Annotated in this window: 22 protein-coding genes; 12 read left to right on the top strand and 10 right to left on the bottom strand. The window is 73.9% G+C overall.

Translation table 11 applies throughout. The features are described from left to right. Positions 1-154: 154 nt before the first annotated feature. The 3 genes from B0I32_RS52580 to B0I32_RS52570 are packed head-to-tail and all read left to right on the top strand — an operon-like array spanning position 155 to position 2,098. Positions 155-406, top strand: a complete 252-nt coding sequence (locus B0I32_RS52580; RefSeq protein WP_281262678.1) for an acyl carrier protein — start codon at positions 155-157, stop codon at positions 404-406. Then, on the top strand, positions 403-1,629 hold the full coding sequence (locus tag B0I32_RS52575; RefSeq protein ID WP_106252684.1) for a beta-ketoacyl-[acyl-carrier-protein] synthase family protein: 1,227 nt from the start codon (positions 403-405) through the stop codon (positions 1,627-1,629). Before B0I32_RS52580 ends, B0I32_RS52575 begins: the two co-directional genes overlap by 4 nt. Positions 1,630-1,645: 16 nt before the next feature. Continuing rightward, entirely contained in the window at positions 1,646-2,098 is a 453-nt protein-coding gene (locus B0I32_RS52570; RefSeq protein ID WP_106252682.1) for a hypothetical protein, read from the top strand. Here B0I32_RS52570 and B0I32_RS57100 read toward each other — a convergent pair. Next, on the bottom strand, positions 2,095-2,316 hold the full coding sequence (locus B0I32_RS57100; RefSeq protein ID WP_146178652.1) for a hypothetical protein: 222 nt from the start codon (positions 2,314-2,316) through the stop codon (positions 2,095-2,097). The genes B0I32_RS52570 and B0I32_RS57100 overlap by 4 nt on opposite strands. 87 nt (positions 2,317-2,403) lie before the next feature. Here B0I32_RS57100 and B0I32_RS52565 point away from each other — a divergent pair, with 87 nt between their 5' ends. The 3 genes from B0I32_RS52565 to B0I32_RS52555 are packed head-to-tail and all read left to right on the top strand — an operon-like array spanning position 2,404 to position 6,133. Next, positions 2,404-4,059, top strand: a complete 1,656-nt coding sequence (locus B0I32_RS52565; RefSeq protein ID WP_106252681.1) for a fatty acid CoA ligase family protein — start codon at positions 2,404-2,406, stop codon at positions 4,057-4,059. Beyond that, complete coding sequence (locus tag B0I32_RS52560) at positions 4,056-5,234, top strand: NAD-dependent epimerase/dehydratase family protein (protein ID WP_146178651.1); 1,179 nt, start codon at positions 4,056-4,058, stop codon at positions 5,232-5,234. Before B0I32_RS52565 ends, B0I32_RS52560 begins: the two co-directional genes overlap by 4 nt. Continuing rightward, on the top strand, positions 5,231-6,133 hold the full coding sequence (locus B0I32_RS52555) for an alpha/beta fold hydrolase (RefSeq protein WP_106252677.1): 903 nt from the start codon (positions 5,231-5,233) through the stop codon (positions 6,131-6,133). The genes B0I32_RS52560 and B0I32_RS52555 overlap by 4 nt, the downstream gene beginning before the upstream one ends. Here the strand turns inward: B0I32_RS52555 and B0I32_RS52550 are convergent. Beyond that, entirely contained in the window at positions 6,070-8,235 is a 2,166-nt protein-coding gene (locus B0I32_RS52550; RefSeq protein ID WP_181308764.1) for an MMPL family transporter, read from the bottom strand. The genes B0I32_RS52555 and B0I32_RS52550 overlap by 64 nt on opposite strands. Positions 8,236-8,462: 227 nt before the next feature. Between B0I32_RS52550 and B0I32_RS52545 the strand changes: the two genes are divergently transcribed. From B0I32_RS52545 to B0I32_RS52535, 3 genes are all read left to right on the top strand, one after another. Next, on the top strand, positions 8,463-9,416 hold the full coding sequence (locus B0I32_RS52545; protein ID WP_106252674.1) for an MBL fold metallo-hydrolase: 954 nt from the start codon (positions 8,463-8,465) through the stop codon (positions 9,414-9,416). Positions 9,417-9,572: 156 nt separating this feature from the next. Beyond that, positions 9,573-10,325 carry an SAM-dependent methyltransferase gene (locus B0I32_RS52540; RefSeq protein ID WP_106252673.1) on the top strand — a complete coding sequence of 251 codons (753 nt, stop codon included), beginning with the start codon at positions 9,573-9,575 and terminating at the stop codon, positions 10,323-10,325. A gap of 117 nt (positions 10,326-10,442) precedes the next feature. Further along, entirely contained in the window at positions 10,443-11,153 is a 711-nt protein-coding gene (locus tag B0I32_RS52535) for a hypothetical protein (RefSeq protein WP_106252732.1), read from the top strand. A 348-nt stretch (positions 11,154-11,501) separates the two neighbouring features. On the opposite strand, the gene B0I32_RS52530 is transcribed toward B0I32_RS52535, so the two are convergent. Continuing rightward, positions 11,502-12,119 (bottom strand): FMN-binding negative transcriptional regulator, encoded by a 618-nt coding sequence (locus B0I32_RS52530; protein WP_106252671.1) that lies wholly within the window; start codon positions 12,117-12,119, stop codon positions 11,502-11,504. A 34-nt stretch (positions 12,120-12,153) separates the two neighbouring features. On the opposite strand from B0I32_RS52530, the gene B0I32_RS52525 reads away from it, so the two are divergent. Continuing rightward, positions 12,154-13,482, top strand: coding sequence for an aminotransferase class I/II-fold pyridoxal phosphate-dependent enzyme (locus B0I32_RS52525; RefSeq protein ID WP_106252669.1), 1,329 nt, complete (start codon positions 12,154-12,156; stop codon positions 13,480-13,482). A 60-nt stretch (positions 13,483-13,542) separates the two neighbouring features. On the opposite strand, the gene B0I32_RS52520 is transcribed toward B0I32_RS52525, so the two are convergent. The 3 genes from B0I32_RS52520 to B0I32_RS52515 all read right to left on the bottom strand — a co-directional run bounded on the left by B0I32_RS52520 (position 13,543) and on the right by B0I32_RS52515 (position 15,842). Further along, positions 13,543-14,658 (bottom strand): Dyp-type peroxidase, encoded by a 1,116-nt coding sequence (locus B0I32_RS52520; protein ID WP_245956683.1) that lies wholly within the window; start codon positions 14,656-14,658, stop codon positions 13,543-13,545. Then, positions 14,655-15,209 carry a copper chaperone PCu(A)C gene (locus B0I32_RS60665; protein WP_181308762.1) on the bottom strand — a complete coding sequence of 185 codons (555 nt, stop codon included), beginning with the start codon at positions 15,207-15,209 and terminating at the stop codon, positions 14,655-14,657. Before B0I32_RS60665 ends, B0I32_RS52520 begins: the two co-directional genes overlap by 4 nt. A gap of 93 nt (positions 15,210-15,302) precedes the next feature. Continuing rightward, positions 15,303-15,842, bottom strand: a complete 540-nt coding sequence (locus B0I32_RS52515) for an MFS transporter (RefSeq protein ID WP_106252666.1) — start codon at positions 15,840-15,842, stop codon at positions 15,303-15,305. 115 nt (positions 15,843-15,957) lie between these two features. Here B0I32_RS52515 and B0I32_RS52510 point away from each other — a divergent pair, with 115 nt between their 5' ends. Then, the gene (locus tag B0I32_RS52510) at positions 15,958-16,653 is read left to right on the top strand and encodes a hypothetical protein (protein WP_106252665.1); all 696 of its coding nucleotides are present in this window, start codon (positions 15,958-15,960) and stop codon (positions 16,651-16,653) included. A gap of 64 nt (positions 16,654-16,717) precedes the next feature. Here the strand turns inward: B0I32_RS52510 and B0I32_RS52505 are convergent, their stop codons facing one another. The 3 genes from B0I32_RS52505 to B0I32_RS52500 all read right to left on the bottom strand — a co-directional run bounded on the left by B0I32_RS52505 (position 16,718) and on the right by B0I32_RS52500 (position 22,835). Then, on the bottom strand, positions 16,718-19,282 hold the full coding sequence (locus B0I32_RS52505; RefSeq protein WP_106252663.1) for a helix-turn-helix transcriptional regulator: 2,565 nt from the start codon (positions 19,280-19,282) through the stop codon (positions 16,718-16,720). Positions 19,283-19,417: 135 nt separating this feature from the next. After that, entirely contained in the window at positions 19,418-19,579 is a 162-nt protein-coding gene (locus B0I32_RS58495; RefSeq protein ID WP_181308760.1) for a hypothetical protein, read from the bottom strand. Between the two features lie 49 nt (positions 19,580-19,628). Then, positions 19,629-22,835 (bottom strand): ATP-binding protein, encoded by a 3,207-nt coding sequence (locus B0I32_RS52500; RefSeq protein WP_146178650.1) that lies wholly within the window; start codon positions 22,833-22,835, stop codon positions 19,629-19,631. 109 nt (positions 22,836-22,944) lie between these two features. Between B0I32_RS52500 and B0I32_RS52495 the strand changes: the two genes are divergently transcribed. Further along, on the top strand, positions 22,945-23,463 hold the full coding sequence (locus B0I32_RS52495; RefSeq protein ID WP_106252660.1) for a universal stress protein: 519 nt from the start codon (positions 22,945-22,947) through the stop codon (positions 23,461-23,463). Between the two features lie 39 nt (positions 23,464-23,502). On the opposite strand, the gene pdxR is transcribed toward B0I32_RS52495, so the two are convergent. Then, positions 23,503-24,885 (bottom strand): MocR-like pyridoxine biosynthesis transcription factor PdxR, encoded by a 1,383-nt coding sequence (gene pdxR / locus B0I32_RS52490; protein ID WP_106252658.1) that lies wholly within the window; start codon positions 24,883-24,885, stop codon positions 23,503-23,505. Positions 24,886-24,901: the final 16 nt, after the last annotated feature.

Below are 24,901 nucleotides of genomic sequence, written 5' to 3'. Positions count from 1 at the left end.
AGGGGGCCTGATCACGGACGGCGTGCGAATCGCCGCACCGGCAAACTTGATCAATTCCTTAACGGGTGGCGTCGCGTCACAAGTGATCATCTTTCGTGCCATCAGCGAGGCTGGGCGACACAACGGTCAGCACGCACGGCGGAAGGAACCGGACATGAGCGACGAGGAGATCATGACGTTGGTGCGCGAGCGCTGCGCGAGCATCCTCAAGGTCGATCCGAGCAGGGTCACCGAGGACGCGCGGCTGCGGGAGGACCTGGAGGCCGACAGCCTCGACCTGGCCGAGCTCCACGTCGTCCTGGAGGAGGAGTGGGGAACGATGCCGCGCGAGGCGCTGGCCGACGTGCGGACCGTGGGCGACGTCGTGGCGCGCGCCCGCGAGCTGGTCGCGGAGCGCACGGGATGAGTTCGCGCGAGCGGATCGCCGTCACCGGCATGGGCGTGCGCACGCCCGCCGGCTCGCGGCTCAAGGAACTGTGGAACGCGCTGCTGTCCGGGCAGTCCACCGCTCGGCGCATCACCTCCTTCGACACCACCGGGATCGGCACCGACTTCGCCTGCCAGATCCACGACCTGGACGTCACGGACTACCTGACGCCCAAACAGGCCGCCCGGATGGACCGCGTGACCCAGCTCGGGGTGTGCGCGGCGGCCGACGCGCTGGGCGACGCCGGGAACGTACGGGTGCCGGCCGAGCGGCAGGCGGTCGTGACCGGCAGCGGCTTCGGCGGCACCCTGACGTACGAGAACGCCCTGCTGGACGCCGCGGGCACGGGTCGCGGGAATCCCGGGCCGCTGCACGTGCCGATGGTCATGCCGAACGCCCTGGCCGCCGCGATCAGCATCCGTCACCGGATCCTCGGCCCCAGCCTGTCGGTGGCCACCGCGTGCGCGTCCGGCGCCCATGCCGTCGCCGAGGCGGCCAGGCTGCTGCGCGACGGCACCGCCGACGTGGTGGTCGCCGGGGGCGCGGAGGCGTGCGTCACGCCGACCGTGATGCTGGCCTTCCACCGCTGCCGCGCCCTCTCCGAACGCAACGAGGCCCCGGAACTGGCCAGCAGGCCCTTCGACCGCGACCGCGACGGGTTCGTGCTGGCCGAGGGCGCCGCCTTCCTCGTCCTCGAGAACCTGGAGCACGCGCTGGCCCGCGACGCCCACGTCTACGCCGAGCTGACCGGCTGCGGGCTCTCCTCCGATGCCCACCACATCACCGCGCCGCCCGCGCAGGGCGACGGCGCCGCCCGCTGCATGCGCGCCGCGCTCGCCGACGCCGGGCTCGGCCCGGAGGAGATCACGCACGTCAACGCGCACGGCAGCGGCACTCCGCTCAACGACCTGGCCGAGGCCCAGGCGATCAGCGCGGTGTTCGGGCCCGGCGCGGTGCCGGTGACCTCCACCAAGGGCATCACCGGGCACGCCATCGGGGCCGCCGGGGCGATCGAGGCCGTGGCCGCCGTCCTGGCGCTCAACGAACGGGCGGTCCCGCCCACGGCGAACCTCCGGACGCTCGATCCCGAGTGCGCCGTCGACGTCGTCGCCCAGGTGCGGCCGATGGCTGCTGGGCCGGTGATGTCCAACTCGTTCGGGTTCGGCGGGCACAACGCCACCCTGATCTTCGCTCCGGTCTGATTCTGAGGAGAGCTTCATGCGCGTTATCGCCGCCGCCTGCTGTGCCGCCTTCTGCTGCGCCGTTCTGCCGGTCGCTCCGGCTGCCGCCGACGATGCGGACTCCGTGGTTCCTCTGGAGCCTGCGCCGGTCGGTGGGGATGTGCTGGGCAAGTTCTGCATCAGCGTTCCCGTGAACACGCTGGCCCAGGCTTTCGCCGCCTTCTTCGGCATGGCCGGGAGCGGTGGTGGGGCGGTCGCCGGTGCACCCGCCGGGGTCCAGTCCGCGGCTTCGTCCGGGGCGCAGGCCGGGACCCCGTCCGGGGCGCTGCCCGCGAGCGCTCTCGTTCCGGCCCAGGTGCCGGCTGCGGTGCCGGTGAACGGCTCGCCCGCCGGTACGCAGTCGCTCGCGGGCGTTCCGCTGATGGCGCAGCTTCTCATGAGTGCGGGCCTGCCGAAGGACCTGACCATCCTCGAAGCCGTGCCCTGCTAGGCGAGCCCGCCCACCGGCGAGTTGTTGTAGAGGCCGCCGACGCAGACCAGGCGGCTGGCGCTGGCGGCGCTGGGGAGGACTATGCCGGCTCCCAGCACGCAGTCGATCGCGGTCACGGTGCCCGGCACGGGTGCGGCGGCGTGGGCCTGGCCCGCGGCGGCCAGCGACAGCACGGCTCCCGCGGCTCCTGTGACGATTGCGGCGACAAGTCGGCGCATGGCTACTCCTATCACTCTTAGTTATATTTCGCTACAGATAGTTACCGCATAGTGGATCAGCCAAAACGCTTGGAGGAGGTGGCATCGGTGGGTTCAGGGCTCTTCGACGTCGTGGCGATGACCGAGCGATGGGTGCACACCCGTCCCGACGCCGTCGCCTGCCACATCGACGGACGCCGTCACGCCGAGACGCTCACGTACGCGGAGCTGAACGAGCTCATCGACCGGACCGCGCGGGCCCTGGCGGGCGCCGGGGTGGGCGCGGGGACGAGGACCGCGGTCCTGGTGCCGCCGGGGCGGGAGCTGGTGGCGGTGGTCATGGCGCTGTTCCGGCTGCGGGCGGTGCCGATCCTGGTCGATCCCGGGCTCGGGGCTCGGGCCATGGGGGCGTGCTTCGCCGAGGCGGCTCCCGAGGCGTTCGTCGGGGTGCCGCGCGCTCATCTGGCGCGGGTCCTGCTGGGGTGGGGGCGGGGCAGCGTACGTACGACGGTGGCGGTGCGCTCGCACGGCCGGTGGCCTGCGGCCGAACCCGACTCGGTGGGGTCGCCTGCGGCGGAGCCCGACATGACCGTCGCGGTGCGGTCGCCTGCGGTCGGAGCCGGGGCGGGTGGTGCCGAGGAGCCGGCGTTGATCGCCTTCACCTCCGGGTCCACAGGGCCGCCCAAAGGGGTGCCTTTCCGGCAGCGACATCTGGCCGGTCAGACCGAGTTGCTGGCCCGGCTCGGGGCGCTCACGCCCGGCGCCGTGGTCTACTCGACCTTTCTGCCGTTCGCGCTGGCCGCGCCGTCGATGGGCTGCGGCTCGGTCGTCCCCCGGCTCGACCCGCGCCATCCGGAACGGAGCGACCCGGCCGTCATGGCCGGCTCCATCGCCGCCCACGGCGTCACCGGCCTGTTCGCCGCGCCCGCGCTGCTGGACCGGCTCGCCCGTCACTGCGTCGAACGCGACCTGCGCCTCGGCACCGTCGAGACCGTGCTCACCGCGGGCGCGCCGCTGCCCTACTCCGTGCTCCAGCGCGCCCAGAGGTGTCTGCCCGCCCACGCCGAGGTGCGCTCGGTGTACGGGTCGACCGAGTGCCTGCTGGTGAGCGCGGCGGACGCGGCCGAGCTGACCGCGACGGCGCCGGCGACCGCGCACGGCGCGGGCACCTGCCTGGGGACGCCGCTGCCGGGCAACCGGGTACGCGTCATCGCCGTCACCGACGACGCCATCCCCGAATGGTCGGACGACCTGCTGGTCCCACCGGGAACGGTGGGGGAGATCACCGTGGCGGGGCCGGCGGTGAGCGATCCGTACCTCGGCCGTCCTCATGACACGGCCCTCGCGCGTATCGCGGACGATTGCGGGCCGGTGCACCGCATGGGGGATCTGGGCCGGCTGGACGAGCAGGGGCGGCTGTGGTTCGCCGGACGCAAGAGTGAGCGGGTGCGTACCGCGGACGGTGATCTCTACACCGATCAGGTCGAACCCGTCTTCAACGGGCTGGTGGGCGTGCGCCGTACCGCGTTGGTCGGCGTGGGCCCGGCGGGGGCCCAGATTCCCGTGCTCTGCGTGGAGTGCGAGCCCGGCACGTCGCGGCGCGAGCGGCGCGAGATCGTGGAACGGGTTCGCGCGCACGGCCCCGACCTGGGCGAGGTGCTGCCGCACCGGGGTTTCCCGATGGACGTCAGGCACGCCAGCAAGATCCGCCGGCCGCTGCTGGCCCGGTGGGCGGCGCGCGTGCTGGGCCGGGGCGGGCGATGAGGGTCCTGGTGACCGGCGGCGGAGGTTTCCTCGGCCGCGCCGTCTGCCGCCAGCTCGCCGAGCGTGGTCATGAGGTGGCCACCTTCCAGCGTCACCTCCGTCCCGAGCCGGAGCCGGCCACGCCGGAAGGACCGGCCGGCTCCGTCCCAGACCCGGCCGCACCGGACGCCGCCGAGGTCCGTGATCCGACCATACGGGACGCCGCCGAGGTCCGTGACCCGGCCGTACGGGACGCCGCCGAGGTCCGTGACCCGGCCGTAGGGGACGTCGTCCAGATTGCCGGCGATGTCCGTGACCCCGACGCCGTGTACGCCGCCGTCCAGGGTCGTGACGCGGTCGTGCACTGTGCCGCTCTGGCCGGGGTCTGGGGTCCTGCCCGTGACTACCGGGAGGTCAACGTCACCGGTACGGCCAACGTGATCGACGCCTGCCTGCGGGCCGGTGTCCCCCGCCTGGTGCACACCTCCTCGCCCAGTGTCGTCCACGACGGGCGGGACCTGGAGGGCGTGGACGAGTCGGCCCCGTACGCCCGCCGTTTCCTCGCCCCCTACCCGGCGACGAAGGCCGAGGCCGAGCGGCAGGTCCTGGCCGCCGACGGCGCGCGGCTGGCCACCGTGGCCCTGCGCCCGCACCTGATCTGGGGGCCGGGGGACCCGCACTTCCTGCCCCGGTTCGTGGCGCGGGCACGGCGCGGGCGGCTGCTGCTGCCGCGCGTGCCGGGCAAGCGCGTCGACACCGTCTACGTCGACAACGCCGCACGGGCCCACGTGCTGGCACTGGAGGCGCTCTCCCCCGGCGCGCCGGTCGCCGGCCGGGCCTACTTCGTCGCCCAGGACGAGCCGGCGCCGATCGCGGACTGGATCAACGGCCTGCTCGCGGCGGCAGGGCTCCCTCCGGTCCTGCCCCGGGTGCCGGCCCGTCTGGCCCGGCTGGCGGGCGGGGCCGTCGAGCACGCCTACCGGCTCGCCCGCGTACGGTCGCAGCCGCCGCTGACCCGGCTCACCGTCGTGCAGGCCACCACCTCGCACTGGTTCGACCTGACCGCCGCCCGCCGCGACCTCGGCTACGAACCCCTGGTCGGCACGGCGGAGGGCCTGTCCCGGCTGGCCGCTCACCTCGCCGGCCGGAACGCCGACCACCGGACTGCAGCCCACCGAAATGCCGGAGCCCCATGACCCTGCCCGGTTACCCGTTCACCTCGCACTTCCTCACCCGCGCCGGCCTGAGCCAGCACTACGTGGACGAGGGCGACGGCGCGCCCGTCCTGATGCTGCACGGCAACCCGTCGTGGAGCTACCTGTGGCGCCGCCTCATCGTGGCACTGCGGACCGAGCACCGCTGCGTCGCGCCCGACCACATCGGCATGGGCCTGTCGGACAAGCCGGGCGAGGACCGCTACGCGTACACGCTCGCCTCCCGCGTGGACGACCTGGACGCGCTCACCGACCACCTCATCGCCACGGAGGGCGCGCCGGAGCGCGGGTGGACGGTGGTGATGCACGACTGGGGCGGCCCGATCGGCATGGCCTGGGCGAGCCGCCACCCCGAGCGGGTGGCCCGCCTCGTGGTGCTCAACACGGCCGCCTTCCCCAACCCGCACGGCGCCCGCGTACGCCCGGCGCTGCGGCTGCCCTTGTGGCTGCTGCGCGAGACCCGAGTGGGCGCCCGGCTGTTCCTGCGCCACCACGCCTTCGCCCGGCTGGCCACGCTGCCGCCGTTCGGGGTGCGGCGCCGCCTGCCCAGGGAGGTGCGCGACGCGTTCCTCGCCCCCGACGACGGCAGAGGACACCGGGTGGCGGTGCGGCGGTTCGTGGGGGACATCCCGATCGGTCCCGGCGACGGGGCCTGGCCGCTGCTGACGCGGACGGGGGAGAGCCTGGGGGAGTTCGCCGACCGGCCCGTGCTGATCGGCTGGGGGCTGCGCGACCCGGTCTTCGACCCGCTCATGCTGACCGAGTGGCGCCGGCGCTTCCCCGCCGCCGAGGTGCACGCCTTTCCCGACGCGGGTCACTACGTGCTGGAGGACGCGTACGAACGGCTCGTCCCCGCCATCGAGGCGTTCCTGCGGCGCTGACCCGGCAGCCACCAGTTGCGCTCGCCGAGCAGCCGCATCAGCGCCGGGACCAGCACCATCCGGATGAGGGTGGCGTCGAGCACGATCGCGACGGCCACCGCGAAGCCGCCCTGCTGGAAGTCGAGCCGCCGGGTGAACATCAGCCCGGAGAAGGTGACGGCCATGATGGCGGCGGCCAGCGTGATCGGGCGCGCGGTGTGCCGCAGCCCGTGCAGCACGGCGGCCGTGTTGTCGCCGGTGCGGCGGTAGTGCTCGTGGACGCGGTGCACGAGGAAGACCTCGTAGTCCATGGACAGGCCGAAGACGATGGTGAAGACGATCAGGGGGAGCAGCGCGTTGATATCCGTCGCCGGAGTCTGGAAGGCCAGCGTGAGCAGGCCGAACGTGGCGCACACGCAGAGCAGGTTCATCGCCACCGCCTTCAGCGGGATGAGCAGGCTGCGGAACGTGATCAGCAGCAGCGCGAACGAGGCCAGCAGGACGACGAGGAGCACCCGCCACAGCCCGTCGAGCGCGCCCGCCGTCAGGTCGCGCAGCCGCGCGGCCGGTCCGACGGCGAGCACCCGCTGACCGGCGGGCAGCAGGCGGGCGGCCCCTTCGCGCACGTCCCGCAGGAAGGCGGTCGCGGCCGCGCTGTCCGGGGCGGCCCTGTCGGCGACCAGCATCAGGGTCAGGTCCCTGCCGTTGTCGAACACGCTCACCACGGACACCCGGGGGTCGGCCCGCAGCGCGGCGCTCAGCGCCCCGGTGTCCACCGGGGCCGAGCCGGGCGGATGCGGCAGCGCCAGGCTGGTCAGGCTGGCCACCTTGTCGCGTTCGAGTTGCTCCAGGCCGGCGCCCATGTCCGTGCCGGCCAGCGTGGCGCGGTCGTAGTGCAGCCCGGTACGCAGGTGCAGGGCGGGCAGGGCGAGCAGGAGCAGCGCCGTGACGGCGGCAGCCGCGTACGGGACCGGATGGCGCATCAGGTGCCGGGCGCCCCGCACCCAGGCGGGCTCGCGCGGCTCCGAGTCGTGCCGCCGCCAGGGGAGCGTGCCCCACGCGAGCAGGCCGTCGAGCCGGGGGAGCAGCGCCGGCGTCAGGGTCAGCGCCGCGGCGAGCGTGACCAGCGCGGACAGCAGGCCCGCCAGCGCCATCGAACCAGCCCACGGCACGCCGACCAGGAAGAGCGCGCAGGAGGTGATCATGATGGCCAGGGCGCACCAGGTCACGGTGCTGCCCGCCGTGGCGACGGCGTGCCCGGCCGCGGCCTGCGGGGACCGGCCGCCGGCGCGGGCCTGACGGTAGCGCAGCAGGATGAGCAGGCTGTAGTCCAGGCCGAGGCCCAGGGTCATGGTGACGGTGTAGGTGAGCATGGTCGAGTCGGCGGCGCCGTACGTACCGGCCAGGGCGAGCGCGCCCATCGCGGTCAGGATCGCCGCGCCGCCGACGAGCAGCGGCACCAGCGCCGCGCCCGCCGCGCCGAGCCCGAGCACCAGCAGCAGCACGGCCACCGGGACGGTCATGGTCTCCATCGCCCGCAGATCGGCCATGTCGGTGTGGGCGAGCTGGGCGAAGGCGCGGCTGACGCCCAGGATCGTGACCGAGACGGCTCCCGCCGACGCCCGCCTCGCGCTCTCCTGAGCGGTCGCGAGCTGGGCGGGCAGGTTGCGCTGCCTGGCCGGCTCGTCGCCGTGCACACCCATCAGTGCGTACGCGTGCCCGGGATGCTGGCCGGCCACCTCGGGCAGCGGCAGCAGCGCCCCGACGTCCCCGCGGGCGGCCATCGCGCTCATCACCGCGGCCATCACGCGCTGGTACCCCGGCTCTGAGGCGCGCAGCGTGGCGGAGGTGAAGGCCAGCAGCACCTGCTCGGTCCCCTGCTCGGGGAAGCCGCGCGCGATCACGGCCGCAGCGACGGCGGACTCCGAGCCCGGCACCTCCAGCGAGGGCGGGGCCAGCCGGGCCGGCAACCCGGGCAGCAGCGCCGCCGAGCCGGCGGCCAGGACCAGCCACAACGCGATCACCAACCGCCCCCGGCGGGCCACCGCGGACCCCCACCTGCCCAGCGCGCCCGGCACGGGCTCGACGAGGGGCGAATCACGGCGAAGGCTCCCGACCGGCATGATTTCCCGCCTTTCCCGATCAATCGGGGGCTCACAGTAGGCAGAGGAACGGCGGCGAACACGGCTCACCCGCCGCCCGCGCACACACGTTTGCCAGGGCATCGACCAGCCTTGATATCGGCTCCGTTATCGACGCGCGGGGGATGTCAATATTGGACGCCCCTTGATCGGCTCTGCTCTGCTGGAGCGACGTCGCATCCGGGCGAGTGAAAGCAGGTACGAGGCGAATGTCCCTTGCGCAGTCCACCACCTCCCGCCGGGCCCTGCTGTCGGCCGCGGCCCTGCTGCCGCTGGCGGGTGGCAGAGCCGAGGCGGCCACCGCCGCGCCGGGGAGCGCGCGCGACCACTACGCCAGGGCGGCGAAGCTGGCCGGCCGCGACCCGGTGCTCACCACCCTGGTCAAGGCGCTCACACCGGGCGTGACACCGGCCCAGCCCAAGGCGCCGAAGCCGCTGAAGATCTTCGACAACGTGGCCGTGGTCAGCACCGGGTTCGTCTCGGTCACGGCCCTGCTCACCTCGGGCGGTGTCATCCTGATCGACGCGCTGGGCTCGCCGGACGAGGCCGGGAAGGTCATCGTCCCCCAGCTGAAGTCGCTCGGCGTCGACCCGTCGGCGATCAAGTACGTGGTGGCCGCCCACGGGCACGACGACCACTTCGGCGGCGCCCAGTACCTCGCCGACCGGTACGGCGCCCGCGTCATGATGAGCCCGGCCGACTGGAAGCTCGTCGCCGCCGAGAAGCCGCCGAACGCCCCCAAGCATGACCTGGACATCGCCGACGGCCGCCGCCTGACCCTCGGCGACACGACGATCTCCTTCCATCACACCCCCGGCCACACGCCGGGCACCGTCTCGATGATCTTCCCGGCGCGGTGGAGGGGACGGCGGCACACCGCGATGTTGTGGGGCGGCACCAACCCGCCGGCGGCCGTCGCCGACAAGCGGATCTACCTCGACTCCGTGCTCGCCTTCGCCGCCACGATGCGCAAGGCGGGGGTGGACGTGGAGCTGAACAACCACGGGGCCGCGGACTACGGCCTGGCGCGCATGGAGGAACTGCGCGCGGGGGCGGCCGCGAACCCGTTCGTCCTGGGGCGGGCGCGGACGCAGCGGTTCATGAAGGTCATGGAGGCCATGATGCGCGGCCGGATCGCCACGGACCTGGAGGCCGGGGGATAACCGGTGGACGTCACCGGACCGGGTGTTCTAGCCTCGCCCGGACGACTCTCCAGCCACTCGAAGAGGTGCATTGTATGACGGTCCAGGCGCGTTCGGCCGGTGTGATCCGGTCCCGTCACCTACGAATCGCGTCTACGACCAGAAGGAACCTCAGAAGTGGATCTGCCACGTAGCTTCACCATCCGCGAGCACAGCCACCGTATCCTCAACCCCGTCACCGCCGACAAGCTCGCCACCCTAGGCCGGGCGCTCGACCTGCCGCCCGGCAGCCGGCTGCTCGACCTGGCCAGCGGCAAGGGCGAGATGTTGTGCACCTGGGCCCGCGACCACGGCGTGCGCGGCACCGGAGTCGACGTCAGCACCGTGTTCACCGCGGCGGCGCGGGCCCGGGCCGCCGAGCTGGGCGTCGACGGGGCCGTCACGTTCGTGCACGGCGACGCCTCCGCCTATGTCGCCGACGAGCCGGTCGACGTCGTGTCCTGCATCGGGGCGACCTGGATCGGCGGCGGCCTGCCGGGCACCGTCGAGTTGCTCGAACGCAGCCTGCGCCCCGGCGGCCTGATGCTGATCGGGGAGCCGTACTGGCGGCTCGACCCGCCCGACCAGGCCACCGTCGAAGCCTGCCACATGCGTGAGGCGGGCGACCTGCGTTCGCTGCCCGGGCTGGTCGGTCAGTTCGGCGAGCTCGGCTGGGACGTCGTCGAGATGGTCCTGGCCGACCAGGACAGCTGGGACAGGTACGTGGCTCCGCAGTGGCTCAACCTGCGGCGCTGGCTCGACTCGAACCCCGACGACGAGCTGGCCGCCGAGTTGCGCGCGGAGCTGGACGAGTCGCCGGTGCGGCATGTCCGTTACCAGCGTGAATACCTCGGCTGGGGCATCTTCGCCCTCATGAGGCGTTCCGGCTGACCCAGGGCGGGGCTCCGGTGTTTCGCGCCGGGGTCCCGCCGATCAGTTCGAGAGATTTTGATCCGACGGACGTCGCACCGGCCCGTCGGTACCATCTCGCCGGTGATGATCCAGAAGTTGAGCGTAAGGACCGCCGCCGCCGTCATCGTCGGGGCCGTCACCGTGCTGGCCGGCCTGAGCAGCCCGGCCCAGGCGGCGGAGAACTACGGCCAGTACGCGATGTTCGGCGCGCGCAGCGCCGGCCAGCACTGGGCCGACGGGCAGGCGGCGGGGCAGTGGACCTGGAAGCCCCTGTCGGCCACGACGTCGGAGATCAGCTGGGGCGACCCGAAGAAGTGGCCGCCCTCCTACGCCGAGAAGTTCGTCCACAGCGGCGACTGGCTGATGCTGGACGGCTGGCGTGACAACGGCACCTACTACACCGTGCGGGTCACCAAGGAGCAGATCGGTGACGCCAAGTGCGGAAATCTCACGACATTGGCCACGTCGGGGCGGCAGCACTACGTCAAGTGGGCGATCCCCGCGCAGGGCTACTGCATGAAGGCGTGGGGGACGATCACCGAGCAGTCGTCGGGCAAGACCATCGACTTCGGGCACACTCAGATCTGGTCGCCGCCAGCCTCCTGCTCGAACCAGTACCTCGGCGCCCAGACCTGCGTCAAGCAGTGGGAGTCCTGGTGGGACAACCGGGGCAACCCTGGCAAGCCGATCGCCAGGAAGCTCGAACGCGACCAGTACATCGCCCGGGGCAAGGGCATGGCGTTCAAGATCCACCAGTACTTCCCGAAGGAGTGGAAGTCCGAGGCGCGGTCGTACTGGAACTGGTGACGAAGGCCGCTCGACCGGGCCGTTCGTCCACAGGGTGTGGGGTTTCGGCCGGGGAGGGGCGCGTACCCGTCCCCATACAGGTACGGGCCCCTTCCGCGCCGCCGTTTCAGGCAGCTTTTGAGGTGTGGTACGGATACTCCTTGCTCGCCGACGGCACGGCCCTGACCTGGGAAAACACACTCCCTGCCGAGGTCGGGCCAAGGGGTCGCCGCAGGTCGTGGCCGTCACCGGCGGACGGGCGGCCGCGGGAGCCGTTCGGCCAGAGGCTGGAAACGACGTTATCCACAGGCAAGGCCGGTTATCCACAGACTGTGCATCATGTGGAAAACCGCTCCGCGGAGCCCCTGTTCAGCCGCCGGCCGCGCGCCCGAGTTGCCGGGCCCGCGCGCCGGCGTCGGTGGGCAGGCCGCGCTCGGCCAGCCCGGCCGAGACCCGCTCGCGCACCTCGGGCCGGTGGTCGTCGAACTTGAACTTGGCCCGCACCTCCACCACCCGCAGCCGCAGCCCGCGCAGCGCCGACAACCTCTTGTGGTACGGCCCCGCGTCGGCCGCCATCTCGCCGTGATCGCCGGCCGGCTGGTGGTGGGCCAGTTGACGGCGCAGGATCTCCGCCTTGCCCTCCCCGTCGTCCACGATCTCGGCCAGGCAGTCGAGCTGGACGGAGGCGTAGTAACTGGTCGGCACGCCCGTCTGGGGAGAGTCGCCGCGCCAGCCGCTCGGGATGTAGGCGTAGTCGTCGTACACGCTCATCAGCGCCGCGGGGTTGGCCTCCAGCGCCGCCCAGATCGGGTTGGGCCGGGCCAGGTGGAGCACGATCTCGTCCCCGTCGAACAGGAAGTGGGTCGGCACCACCACGGGGGCCGCGCCGTCCACGCCGTTGACCGCGATCTGGCCGAAGTCGCGCGTACGCAGCCATTCACGCCACTCGTTCTCGTCCCTGGCGGCGTCCCATGGGTTGATGAGCATGCGAACCTCTTTGTATTAGTACATAATTAACATTGTGCTAGAAACATATCCGTTCACCGGCAGAACGGCCAGCGAGATAGCGGCCGGCGTCGAGATCGCCGTGTCCGAGGGCCGCCTGCCGCCGGGGGCGGTGCTGCCGCCGGTGCGTGAGGTGGCCGAGCGGGCGGGAGTCAGCCCCGGCACGGCGGCGGCCGCGTACCGGCTGCTGCGCGAGCGCGGCGTCGTGGAGACCGCGGGACGGCGCGGGACGCGGGTCAGGCCGCGCCCGGCCAGCACGTTCCGCGAGGAGATCCGCATCGAAGTGCCGCCGGGCGTGCGCGACCTGTCCAAGGGCAACCCCGACCCCTCCCTGCTGCCGCCGCTGCGCGAGGCCCTCGCCGCCGCCGCGCGGGCGCACGAGGAGAGCCCCGCCATGTACGGCACCGGCGACGACGAGGAGCTCATCGCCCTGGCCGGAGCCCGGCTGCGGGCGGACGGCGTCCCGGCCGAGGCGCTGGCGGTCACCTCGGGCACCCTCGACGCCGTCGAACGCATGCTGACCGCCCACCTGCGTCCCGGCGACGCGGTCGCGGTCGAGGACCCGGGCTGGACGGCCCTGCTCGACCTGGTCGCCGTCCTCGGGCTGCGCCCGGTGCCGATGCGGCTGGACGAGGAGGGCCCGCTGCCGGACGAGCTCGCGCGGGCACTGCAGGCGGGGGCGCGGGCCGTGGTCATCACCTTGCGCGCCCAGAACCCGACGGGAGCGTGCCTGTCCGCCGCACGGGCGCGGGAGCTGCGGGCGCTGCTCGCGGTCAGTCCCGAGGTGCTGCTGATCGAGGACGACCACGGCTCGGGCTTCGTGGACCTGCCGCCGTACTCGCTGGCCGGGGCCACCGCGCGCTGGGTCCACACCCGCTCCACGGCCAAGGCGTTCGGCCCCGACCTGCGCCTCACCCTGATCGCCGGCGACCCGGTCACGCTGGACCGGCTGCGCGGGCGGCAGCGGCTGGCCGCGGGCTGGGTGAGTCACCTGCTGCAACGCGCCGTCGCCCACCTCTGGCGGACGGACGCGGTGGACACGGCGGCGGTCGCGGCGGCGTACGGGCTGCGCAGGAACGGCCTGGTGGCGGCGCTGGCGACGCGCGACGTCACCGCGTACGGCCGCAGCGGGCTGAACGTGTGGATCCCCGTCGCGGACGAGACCACCGCGATCACCCGGCTGCTGGCCCGCGGCTGGGCGTGCGCGCCCGGCGCGCGCAACCGCATCGGCTCGCCGCCCGCGCTGCGCCTGACCGTCTCCACCCTGACCCAGGAGGAGATCGAGCCGCTGGCCGACGACCTGGCCGCCGCCCTGCGCCCGGCCCCGACGGGCAGGTACGGCTAGGACGGCGGCCTTCCCCGGCCGTCAAGGTGAGCGAGCCCTCCTGGCGGCCTTGCCGGGCGATCAGGAGAGCAGGGTCTCCCCGATCCAGCCGCCGGGCGCGCACCCCGGCGGGATGGCGAACACGGCGGATCCGATCGCGCTGATCCACTCGTTCAGCAGGTCGCCCTCGGCCAGCATGCGCTGCACCGGGACGAACTGCTTGCCGACGTCCGCCTGGAAGCAGGCGAACAGCAGCCCCGAGTCCGACTCGCCCTCGGCGCTCAGCCCCTCGTCGTAGTTGTAGGGCCGCCGGAGCAGCCGCAACGCGGGATCGGCCACGTGCGCCCGCCGGATGTGGGCGAACTCGGAGATGACCGGGAACCCGAGGGCGTTCTTGCGGGCGTAGTCGGGCGCGTCGCGCTCGGCCGCGCCGGTGAGCGGCGCACCGTCGCTCAGCCGCCGCCCGATGGTGAACTCCCTGGCCACCCGATCGGCGGCGTCCCAGGTCTCCAGTTTCATCCGGATCCTGCGCAGCACCATCGTGGTGCCGCCGCGCAGCGGGCCCTGTCCGATCCAGACGGCTTTGTCGAGGTCCGTGGCGTTGCCCGTGCCCTCGATCTGGCCCATCAGGTTGCGCCGGGTGGGGCTGTGGAAGCCGCGCTGCGTCCACCGTACGCGGGCGAAGGAGCGCGTGTCCTTCACGATCATCCGGACCGCGTGCGCCACGCTCACGCTGTCGTCCGCGCACACCTGGACCAGCAGATCACCTCCGCTCCACCGCTTGTCCAGCCGGTCGGTCTTGAACGCGGGCAGCGCGGCCACCGGCGAGTCCACCCCGGCCGCCGCGAACAGCCCCGGCCCGAACCCGAACGTGCACGTGAGCCCGCCCGGGGTCGCGGCCAGCTCGGGCTCGGTGTCCGCCAGCGCGGGCCGCCCCTGGGTGAGGCGGGCCGCGTCGTCGGTCAGGAGCTGCAGCAGCCGGACGATCGCCTCCTTACGGGTGCGCGGCAGCAGGTCGAAGCCGAGGAACACCGCGTGCGCCTGCGGCGGCGTGGCCACACCCGCCTGGTGCGTCCCGTGGAACGGCGTCACCTCGGTGGAGGCGAGCCTGATCACCTGCCGCTCGGAACGGTGCGGCCCGAGCACGCCGGCGGCGGTGACGGCGCCGCCGGCGATCAACCCTCTACGGCTGATCACTTGTGCCCCGGCTGATAGTCCTCCTCGCCGCCGGCGAAGTCCTTGCCCACGGCGGTGAACTCCAGCGGCTGCCCGCCCTGGACCTGCAGCGTGAACGGGATCTTCGCCCCGGGCCGCACCTGCTCGGTGACGCCCATCAGCATGATGTGGTCGCCGCCGGGCTTGAGCTCGTGGGTGCCGCCCGCGGGCACCACGAACCCGCCCTCCTTGGGCCGCATGACCATCTTGCCGCCGGAGTCGACGACCTCGTGCAGCTCGATCATGGGCGACAGCGGGGAGGCGCCGGAGACGATGGTGACGGGCGCGGTGCCGTTGTTGACCAGCGTCCCGAACGCCGCGGTCATCCCCTTCTTCGTGGTCTTCACCCAGGGGTCGGTGATGCTCAGCCCGGCCCCTGCGGCCGGGGCGGTGGCCGGCGCGGCGGCCTGGGCCGACGCCGTGGCCGTCGCGGTGGACTGCGCGCCGGCGTTCGCGGCGGGGTCGTAGGTGCCGGCGCAGGCGGTCAGCGCCACCGCGGCGGTGGCGAGGACGAGGGCATGTCGAACGAACATGGCAAAGCCTTTCTCCGCCCGGCATGCCGAAGCAGACCCAGCCGGGCGGCGGGGGTCGTCTGAGAGGGGAGAACGTCTTGCCGGACCCGCAGGTCAGGCGGCGACGGCCCGCGGCGGGCCCCTTCTGCTGACGACGTGCCGCAGCACGGCCGAGCGCAGCACGCGCGGCTCGGGCGTGCCCGGGGAGGCGGAGAAAGGAGTGACGAGCAGTGGCAGCCGGACGATGACCAGCAACCGCACGGCCAGGCGGCGCAGCAGCCCCCAGAGCGCGGCCTCGCCGCGCGCCAGCCAGAGCGCGGTCAGCCCGACCGCCCAGCCGTGGGCGGCGAGCATGCCCAGCCCCGGCACCAGCCCCGAGTGGAGGTGGAGGGCCGGCGCTGCCGGCGAGACGGTGTGGGACAGGCTGAACAGCAGGTGCAGCAGCACCTGGAGGCCGGCGAGCAGCGGCAGGATCAGCGCGAGCGAGCGCTCACGCCCCGCCAGCGGGTACGCGGCTCCGAACGCCAGTCCCAGCGCCACCACCATGGCCGGAGCGGGCACGGACGAGCCGCCGAGCACGTGAGCCGCCACGCCGAGCCCGAGGCACACGACGGCGAACACCGCGGTGCGGGCGAGACGGAACGGCAGCGCCATGGGCCTAGCATTCCACGCCGGCCCGGCGGTCCGGGCGTTGATCCCGATTCACGTGAAACCTCTCTTCTCGCCGCGGTAACCCGGATAATCGCCGCTGATGCCTAAATTTCGGGACTTGTCGGAGTATGCGGCGGAAATCGCCCCGGTCATCAACGTCGCCCACGTCAACGTGCACGCCTCGGCCGCCCCAGCCCTCGCCGACCTGGCCGCGACCTCGGGCCTGACTCCCGCCTACCTGTACGACCTGCGCTTCACCCTCCCCCTCCGCCCGCTGCCCCGCACGGGCCTTGCCGCCCTCTACCGGTACGCATCGGACCAGGAACACACCCTCCGGCAGCACCTCGACGAGGGCACGCTGACCGAGGACGGCGACGGGCTGCTGCGGCTGACGGGCAAGGGTCTCGCGTTCGTGCACCGCCTCTACGACCTGCACGCCGCCGCCGTCGGCCGCGTCTGGGCGGGCCACGACCTGGCCGGTCCGGCCGAGCTGGTGGGCCGGGTGCTCGACGCCGCCGAGCGGCTGCCCGGCGGGGCGCTGGAGCTGGTGGCGCCGCCGTACGAGCCGGAGGGGTCGGGGCTCGGGCTGCGGCTGTTCAACCGGCTCGCCGTCCTGCGCTACCACCGGGCCGACGCCCATGCCGCGGCGTGGGCGGCGGCGGGCCTGTCCGCCACCGAGATCGTCGGCCTGCGGGACGGGCCCGAGCGCGTCGCGATCGAGACCGAGACGAACCGGCGCGCCGCAGCGCCGTACGGGGTGCTGTCCGAGCGGGAACGCGACACCCTGTACGACGCCCTGCTGAAACTCGTCTGACCCCGCCGCGCAGCCGACTCGCACAAGCCGTCCCGACGTGGGACGGCCCGCGCGGGCCGGTTGCTCAGAGGACGGTCAGCAGGCGGGCCACCTGGGTGCGGTCGTTCACGCCGAGCTTGTCGTAGGCGGCCTGCAGATGGTTGGCCGCCGTCCGGGTGGACAGCGTGAGCCGGTCGGCGATCTGCCGGTTGGTCAGCCCGGAGGCCGCGAGCTGGACGATCTCCCGCTGCCTCGGCGTGAGCTCGGGCGTGGCCAGCTCGATCAGCGCCGGCGTGCTGATGCCCGAGCAGCGCCTGGCCAGCGCCCAGGCCCGCGTCCGTGCGCCCCTGGCCAGGGTGCCGCGCCCCGCCTCCCGGTACGCCGCCGCCTCGTGCGCCGTGGCCTCGGCCGCGTGCAGCAGCAGGCCCAGCCGCTCGAACTCCCCGGCCACCTCCCGCAGCTCGGCCGGATCCCCCAGCGCCCGCGCGTGCCGGGCGAGCAGCCGCACCAGCGGCCCTTCCACCAGGGACGCCAGCTCCCGCAGCCGCTCCACGGCGGCGGGTGCGGCCCCGAGGCGGACCAGGTCGTGCAGCGCGAACATCAGGTGGCCGCGCAGCTCGTGCCGCTCCGCGTGCTCGGCCGCCGCCAGACATCGCCGTACGGCGCCGGCCACGTCGCCGCCCGCCGCCGCCACCCAGACCGCGGCGCTCAGCACGTGCTGCCGGGTGAACGCCCACCTGGCCGCCGCCTCCTCGGCCTCGGCCAGCGCCCGCGTGGCCTCCCCCAGCCTGCCGAGCAGCGCGAACGCGTGCGCCTGCTCGGCCAGGCAGCGTCCCAGGTACGGCTCCCGCTCCGGCAGCCTGGCCAGGTCGTCCCCGCACCGGCGCACCGCCTCCGCCGCGTCCCCGCGCAACCTGGCCGCCATCGCCAGGTGTGCCGCGAACCCGGTCACCGGCAGCTCGGCGGCGGGCAGCTCCATCCCCCGCTCCGCCGTACGCGCCGCCTCCTCCGGCCGCCCGCGGAACAACTGCGCGGCACACAGCGCGTCGAGCAGCGTCGGCAACGCGTGCGCGGACTCCTCCCGGTCCGGCCCATCTTCTGCCGTCCGTCCGGCTGCGGCGAGGGCGCGTTCCGGGCGGCCCGTGTAGGCGTCCACCCACGTCCGCAGCGCCAACGCGTGCGCCAGGCCGCGGGCGGTGCCGGGCGCGCAGGCGCGGGCCTCGGCCAGCGACTCGGCCGCGCCGCCCATCCGGCCGGCGAAGCAGTCGGCGACGGCGCGGTAGACGTACGCCTCCTGCCGCCATCCCGGCTCGGTCAGCGTCGCGACCGCCGCGTCGAGCACCCGGCACGCCTCGGCGTCCGCGCCCGCCCATGCCAGGTTCATCCCCAGACTGCACGCGTGCTGCGCCCGCTCGCCCTCGGTCATCGACGCCCAAGCCCCGGCAACTGCTAGAGCCCCAGCCGCCTCCGCCGACGTCGACAGCGGCACCGACGTCGGCATCGACACCGCCGACAGGGCCGACAGGGCGGGGCCGGTCTCGCCCAGCACCGTGAGCACCTCGCCGAGCACCGCCACCGCCCCCACGCCCGCGCCCGCGTCGATCGCGGCCCTGGCCAGCCGGGCGGCCAGCCGGGGGTCCTGCCGGCTCCAGGCCAGCCGCGCGGCCGAGGTGAGCTGTGCCGGATCGGCGGGCGAGCCGCTGTCCAGCCGCCACACGGCCGCGCGCAGCCCGTCCTCGCGCCGCCGCAGCCCCGTCGCCTCCAGCCCTTCGGCCAGCGTCCGCAGCCGGCGCCGCGTGCGCAGGGTGCCGCAGTCGCCGCGGATCACCTCGCCGTAGAGCCGATGGCCGAGCCGCAGGTTCTCGCGCCGGCCGTCGGTCACGGTCACGACCAGGCCGCGCGCCTCGACCCGTTCGACCGCCCGCGCCGAGGTGAGCGCGGTCAGCAGCTCGATGCCGACCGGCTCCCCGAACGCCACCAGCTCAAGCACCTCGCGCTCGTCCTGGTCGAGGTGGCCGATCCGGTCGCCGACCAGCTCGCGCAGCCGGGTGGTCATGGCCGGCTCGCCCCGCCAGCGCCACGCGCCCCCGCGTTCGGCCAGGCAGCCGGAGTCGCGCCCCGCGTGCACGAGCTCGCGCAGGTAGAGCACGTTCCCCTCGCTCATCCCCGCGAGCTGCCGTACGGTCCGCGCCGCGACCTCCCCGCCGAGCGCCGCTTCGAGCACCTGGCCGACCTCCGCCACGGTCAGCGGCGGCAGCTCGATTCGCCGCAGCAGCTCGTCCTTCCACAGGGCGGTGACCGGAGCCGGGTGCGGCTCCTCCGACCTGACCGTCACCAGCAGTTGCGCCTCCCCGCTCTCGGCCAGATAGTGCACCAGCGCCGCCGACGCCTGATCCAGCCGCTGCGCGTCGTCCACGCTCACCAGCAGCCCCCGCCGCCCCGCCTGCCCGCGCAGATGACGCGCCGCCCAGCGCAGCAGGTTCTCGCCGCTGCGCGGCGGCCCCGTCAGCACGTGCGCGAACGCGCCGAACGGGATCGCCGCAGCGGTCTCCGTCCCCAGCGCGTGCACCACCGCGTATCCCGGCAGCCCGGCGACGGCCTGCGCCGCCAGCCTGCTCTTGCCCACCCCTGCCGCCCCGGCGATCATCATGCCCGCTCCCGACCGCAACGCCTCCCGTACGGTCGTGAGTGACCCCCTTCGCCCGACGAACGGCCAACAGCTCCCGTGCTCGCTCATCGTGCCTCCTCTCGTCACCCATCGTGGCGAGAGGTGTTCGCGGGAGGTTCAGGCCGGATCTCTGTGTAGTCCCGCGGCCACCATCAGCATCTCGATGACGGCTTCCGGGCCGCTGAACGGCACCGGTTCGCCTCCGACCTCTTCGAGCAGCCCGCGGAGCTGGCCGCCGGACTGCTCGGGCTCGACCAGCCGGACGATGACCGTTCTCATCTGTGCACGATCTCGCCGGGCGGTTCAGGTCTGGTTCAGGTCGGGGTGCCTAGGTCGGATACGGCGCGGGCTCGACCTCCAGCTCGCGCATGAGCTCCGCGTAGAACTGGTAGCGCCTGCGGGCGTCGCCGCGCCGGCCCGCCAGGTCGAGCACCCGTACCAGACCGAGGTGGGCGCGCTCGTCGTAGCGGTCGCGTTCGAGCAGCCGCAGCCAGTAGCGGGCCGACTCGTCGTAGCGGTGCGCGCCGGCCCGCTCGGTGGCGAGCCTGGCCGCCGCCTGCACGTATGCCAGCCGGGCCTGCTCGCGCAGGCCCACGGCCCAGTCGGCGTAGGGGTCCTCCTCGCAGAACTCCCCGCCGTACGCGTTCTCGGCCGCCGCCCACCGTTCCAGCGCCTCCGCCGGACGTCCGGCCTGATCGAGTCGCACGGCCTCAGCCACCAGATCAAGAAATATCTCTACATCGACCTGTACGTTGGCCAGCTCCAGCCGCAACGCTCCCTCTTCCGAGACCACGATCTCGTCCGCCGGCCACTCGTGCCCCGGATCCAGCACGGCGCGCAGCGTGGACACCATCACGTTCAGCCGCCGCAGCCCGACCGCCTGGTCCTCCTGCTCCGGCCAGAGGATCTCGACCAGCCGCTCCCTGCCGATCGCGCCGCCCCTGCGGCTGACCAGGATCTTCAGCAGGTCACGCGCCTTGCGCGACTGCCAGGCCGTACGCGGCACCGGCACCGCGCCCCTGAGCACGCGGAACGTTCCCATGGTCGCGACGACCACCTTGGCCTGGCGCGGGGGAGCGGCGCGGGCCACCAGCGCGTCGATGCGGTCGTCGAGCTCCCGGCAGCCGATCGCGTGCATGCGTTCGCGCACCGCCACGGCCACCTCGACGCCGGTCGCGGGATCGGCCAGCGCGGCCCTGACCAGCTCGGCCCTGGCCCGGCCGACGGGATCGCCGAGCATCGTCCACCGGCGCACCGCCTCGTCGGCGAACGCGGCGTCGCGGTCCAGCTCAGCGCGCAGCTCCGCGACGGCCGCCTGCGCGGCGTGGTCCCTGCGGCCGACCGCGACCGGCTCGGCCTCCGCCAGCAGCGCCCTGGCCTCCTCGCGCCGCCCGGCCGCCAGCGCCACCCGTACGGCGGCGAGCCTGGCCGCCACCCCGGCGATGCCGCCGACGTACCGGAGCGCCTGCCGGGCGACGCGGGCGGCCTCGTCGGGATCCTCGTACGCGAGCAGCCCGGCCAGCCCGTTGAGCGCGTGCGACAGCGCCTGCACCTCCCCCGACGGCTCGGCCTGGGCGATCACCCGCCGGTAGAGCGCCACCGCCGCCCCGCGGTCGCCGCGCAGCGCGTGCACGGCGGCCAGCTGATTCATGCCGGTGCCGGTCAGCCCGGAGCCCATCGCCTCCCACCGGGCCACCGCGTCGGCGGCCTCGGTCAGCGCCTCCTCCAGGCGGCCCAGCCGGGCCAGGGCCTGGGCGCGGTTGGCCACGTTGAGCGCGGCGAAGGGGGCGAAGGCCACCAGATCCGACAGGCGGCCGGCGATCTCCGTCTCGGCCAGCGCGTCCTCGTACGCGGCCTCGTCCAGGTGGCGAGAAGCCCGGTTCGCGTGGATGCGGATCAGCTGGACCAGGTCGCCGGCCCGCTCGGCGTAGGCCAGCGCCCGCAGGTAGTAGGCGTCGTTGGCGCGGCGGTCGCCGTCGAGCGCGGCCAGCATGGCGAGGACGGTGTTGGCCATGGCCAGCGCGGCCGGATCGCCCAGGCTCCTGGCCTGCTCCAGCGCCTTGTCCGCCAGCTCGGCGCAGGACACCCGGTCGCCCTTCAGCCAGTGCACCGAGGCCATCGAGGCGGTGCACATGGCCGCGTCGGCGGGCGGCAGGCCGAAGGCGTGACCCTGCTCGTACATGGCCAGCGCCCGGTCCAGCTCGCCGCGCATGTGGTCGATGAAGGCCAGCCGCCTGGCCACGGAGGCGTCGAACGCCGGCCCCTCCGCGGCCTGGGCGAGCAGCTCGCGGGCCCTGGTCCAGTGGCCGCGGTTCTGCTCGGCGAAGCCGGCCAGCTTGAGCATCGGGGGAGAGCGCCTGGCGGACTCGGGCAGCAGCTCCAGCGCGGCCGGCACGTCACCGCGCTCGGCCAGGCGCGGGCCGTGGGCGTCGAGGAGCGAGGCGGCGAGCAGGGGGTGGGCGGTCGAGATCGCCGCGCGCAGGGCCAGCTCGGGCTGGTCGTGCTCGACGTACCAGCGGGCCGCGACCGCCGCCACGTCGTGCGCCTCGTGCCGGTCCAGCGGGGCATATTTGGCCAGCACCTGGCCGCCCTGCGAGGTCAGCCGGCAGCTCTCGCGGCCCGGCTCCAGGAATTCGAGGAACAGGCCGCGGCAGGCCAGCGCGTCCAGCGTGTCGGGCGGCGCGCCGAGCGCCCCGGCCAGGTCCGGCGTCAGCACCGGCAGCACCGTGGCGGCGCGCAGCAGCTCCCGCATGGCGGCGGGCAGGTCCTCGAACGCGGCCAGCGTGAGCCGGTCGAGCGTGGCGGAGTTCGCCGTCAGTCCGGCCACGGTGCCGCGCCAGGCGGCCGGATCCTCGCGGGCCAGCGCGTCGAGCGCCGCCTGCACGGCCGCGGGCCAGCCGGCACACGTACGGTGCAACTCGGCCGCGATGTCCGCGCCCGCCTCGCCCAGCAGGGCCCGCGCCCAGGCGGCGGTCTCCTCCGGCGTCAGCGCGAGATCGGTGGCGTCCAGGTCGAGCACCTCGTGGTCCTGGCGCAGCCGGGCCGTCGGGAACGGCAGCGGCGCCCGCGACGCGGTGACCACATGGAGGTGGCGGGGCGCGGCACGTACGAGCGTCTCCACGTAACGGACGGGACCCGGCGCGTCCGCGATCACCTCGACCCCGTCGAAGACCAGGACCAGCCCCCGCCGCAGCCGCCGCGCCAGCGCCTCGGCCAGCGCGCCCGCCAGCGCCGCCGCCCTGGACGGCTCGTCGGCGCCGGGCCCGAGCGGCGCCCCCGCCGCCGTCACCAGCTCGGCGGGCAGATCGGGCACCTTGCCCGCCACCGCGGCGGCCACCTTCGCGGCCAGCGTGGGCAGGTCACGGTCGGCGCTCCCGAGGCGGTGCAGCACCGCACCCACGGCCTGGCTCCAACCGGCCAGAACGGTCGACTTCCCGTAGCCTGTCGTCGCCACGAGCGAGGTGAGCCGGTGTACGAGTGCGCCGTCGAGCCGCCGGTCGAGGGCGGGACGAGGCCGCACCCACCCTCGTTCCACCCCCGCATGCTACGCCTGGCCTCGCCGGGGGACTCCAGAGTTCGCAAAGTGCCACCTCCCGGTAACCAGCGGGTAGGCGCACTATGGTCGTACTTCGACAGGAGGCACCGTGGAACAGGATCTGCCCGGCGGTGCGCGGCTGATCGTCGGGGTGGACGAATCCCCGGCGGCGCGCTGGGCCCTGGCCTGGGCCATCGGCGCGGCGCGGCTGCACCGGATGGCTCTCGTGGCCGTGCACGTCAGCCGCGCGCCCGTCCACCCCTTCCCCGAGGCGCTGCCCGTGCAGCACGCCGTCAGGGCGGGCGAGGAGGCGCGCTGCACCGAGGTGATCACGGGCGTGTTCGAGGACGTGGCGGGCGGGGTGCCCGACGACCTGGCCACCTTCATGGTCGGCCGGGTGGGCGACCCCGGCTACCATCTCGTCGACCTGGCCCGTGAAGGTGACCTGCTGGTGCTCGGGCGGGGGAGACGCGGGGTGCTCAGCCGCATCTTCCTGCCTTCGACCAGCATGTACTGCGCGCGGCACGCCCGTACGACGGTCGTGATCGTGCAACAGCCCTCGCCGCCGGACGACCCGGAGATGTCGGGGGAGCGCAACCGCAGGTTCTGGACCCGCCGACATCCCTGACCTGCTCAGGCGCGGTAATTCAGTAACGGCCGAGTCCCTTCATGAGAAGCGTTCCCGCCGCATCGCCGACCTGAGCAGACGCAGCCCTTCCGGGATGGCGTCCCTGCCGATCCCGCCGTACCCCAGCACCAGGCCGGGCTCGGGTGTGCTCCCGCCGTAGTACGCCTCCAGTGACTCCACCGCCAGCTCCGGCACCGGACGTACCGACACATCAGGCGCGAGCCGGGCGCACAGGTGCAGCCCCGCCGTGGACGGCACGGGCAGCAGCCGGTCGTCGCCGGCCAGTGCCTCGGCGATCATGGCGTGCCTGGCGGCGTACTCGCGGGTCGCCTTCCTGATGTGCCTGGCCAGCAGACCCTCGTCGATGAAGCGGGCCAGCGCCGCCTGCGTGGGCAGCTCCCCGTGCCAGTCGGACAGCTGCCTGGCCGCGCGCAGGGCCGGCGCGAGTGAGGCGGGCGCGACCAGGAAGCCGAGCCTGAGCATGGGGAGCAGCGTCTTGGAGAACGAGCCCACGTAGATGACGCGGCCCGCCCGGTCGAGGCTCTGCAGCGGCTCCAGCGGCCGTTCGCCGAAGCGGAACTCGCTGTCGTAGTCGTCCTCGATCACCACCGCCCTGCGGCGCTCGGCCCAGGCCAGCAGGGCGGCGCGGCGGGCCAGCGACATCGGCGTGCCGAGCGGGAACTGGTGCGACGGCGTGACGTACACGACGCGCGCCTCACCGGGGATCGCCGTGACGTCGATGCCCTCGCCGTCCACGCGCACGCCGGCCACCCGCGCTCCCAGCGAGCGGAACAGCAGGCGGGCCGGGGGATAGCCGGGCTCCTCGACGGCCACCACCGCGCCCGGCTCGATCAGCACGCGGCCGATCAGATCGAGCGCCTGCTGGGCGCCGTTCGTGATCAGCACGTCGTCCGGGCCCGCGTGGACCGAGCGGCTGAGGCCGATGTGGCGGGAGATCGCCGCGCGCAGCGGCTCGTGGCCGGCCGGATCACCGTAGCCGGCGGCGCTCACCCGCAGCTCGCGGGCCACCAGGCGGCGCCAGGTCTCCATGGGGAACAGGCGCGGATCGGGGACGCCGGCGCGGAAGTCGTACCGGGCGGGGGTCATGGGCTGGGGCAGGGGGAGGTCGTCCCAGACGGGACGCGGGCGTACGACGCCCTTCGGCGCGGCCCGCCCCCTGACCGGCTCCGCCGAGACGAACGTCCCCGCGCCCGCGCGACCCACGAGGAACCCGTCGGCCACCAGGCGGTCGTAGGCGAGGGCGACCGTGTTCCTGGAGATCTCCAGGCCGCGGGCCAGGTCCCGGGTCGGGGGCAGGCGCTCGCCCGACCGCAGGCGGCCGTCGAGGATGGCGTCGAGCAACTGCCGGTAGACCTGTGCGGCCAGGTCACCGCGGCCGTGGAGGCTGATGTGGACGTCCATCTTGGCCCAATCATTT

The organism is Nonomuraea fuscirosea (genome assembly GCF_003001935.1).
GTDB lineage: Bacteria > Actinomycetota > Actinomycetes > Streptosporangiales > Streptosporangiaceae > Nonomuraea > Nonomuraea fuscirosea.
This window is presented reverse-complemented; position numbering and strand designations above follow the sequence as displayed.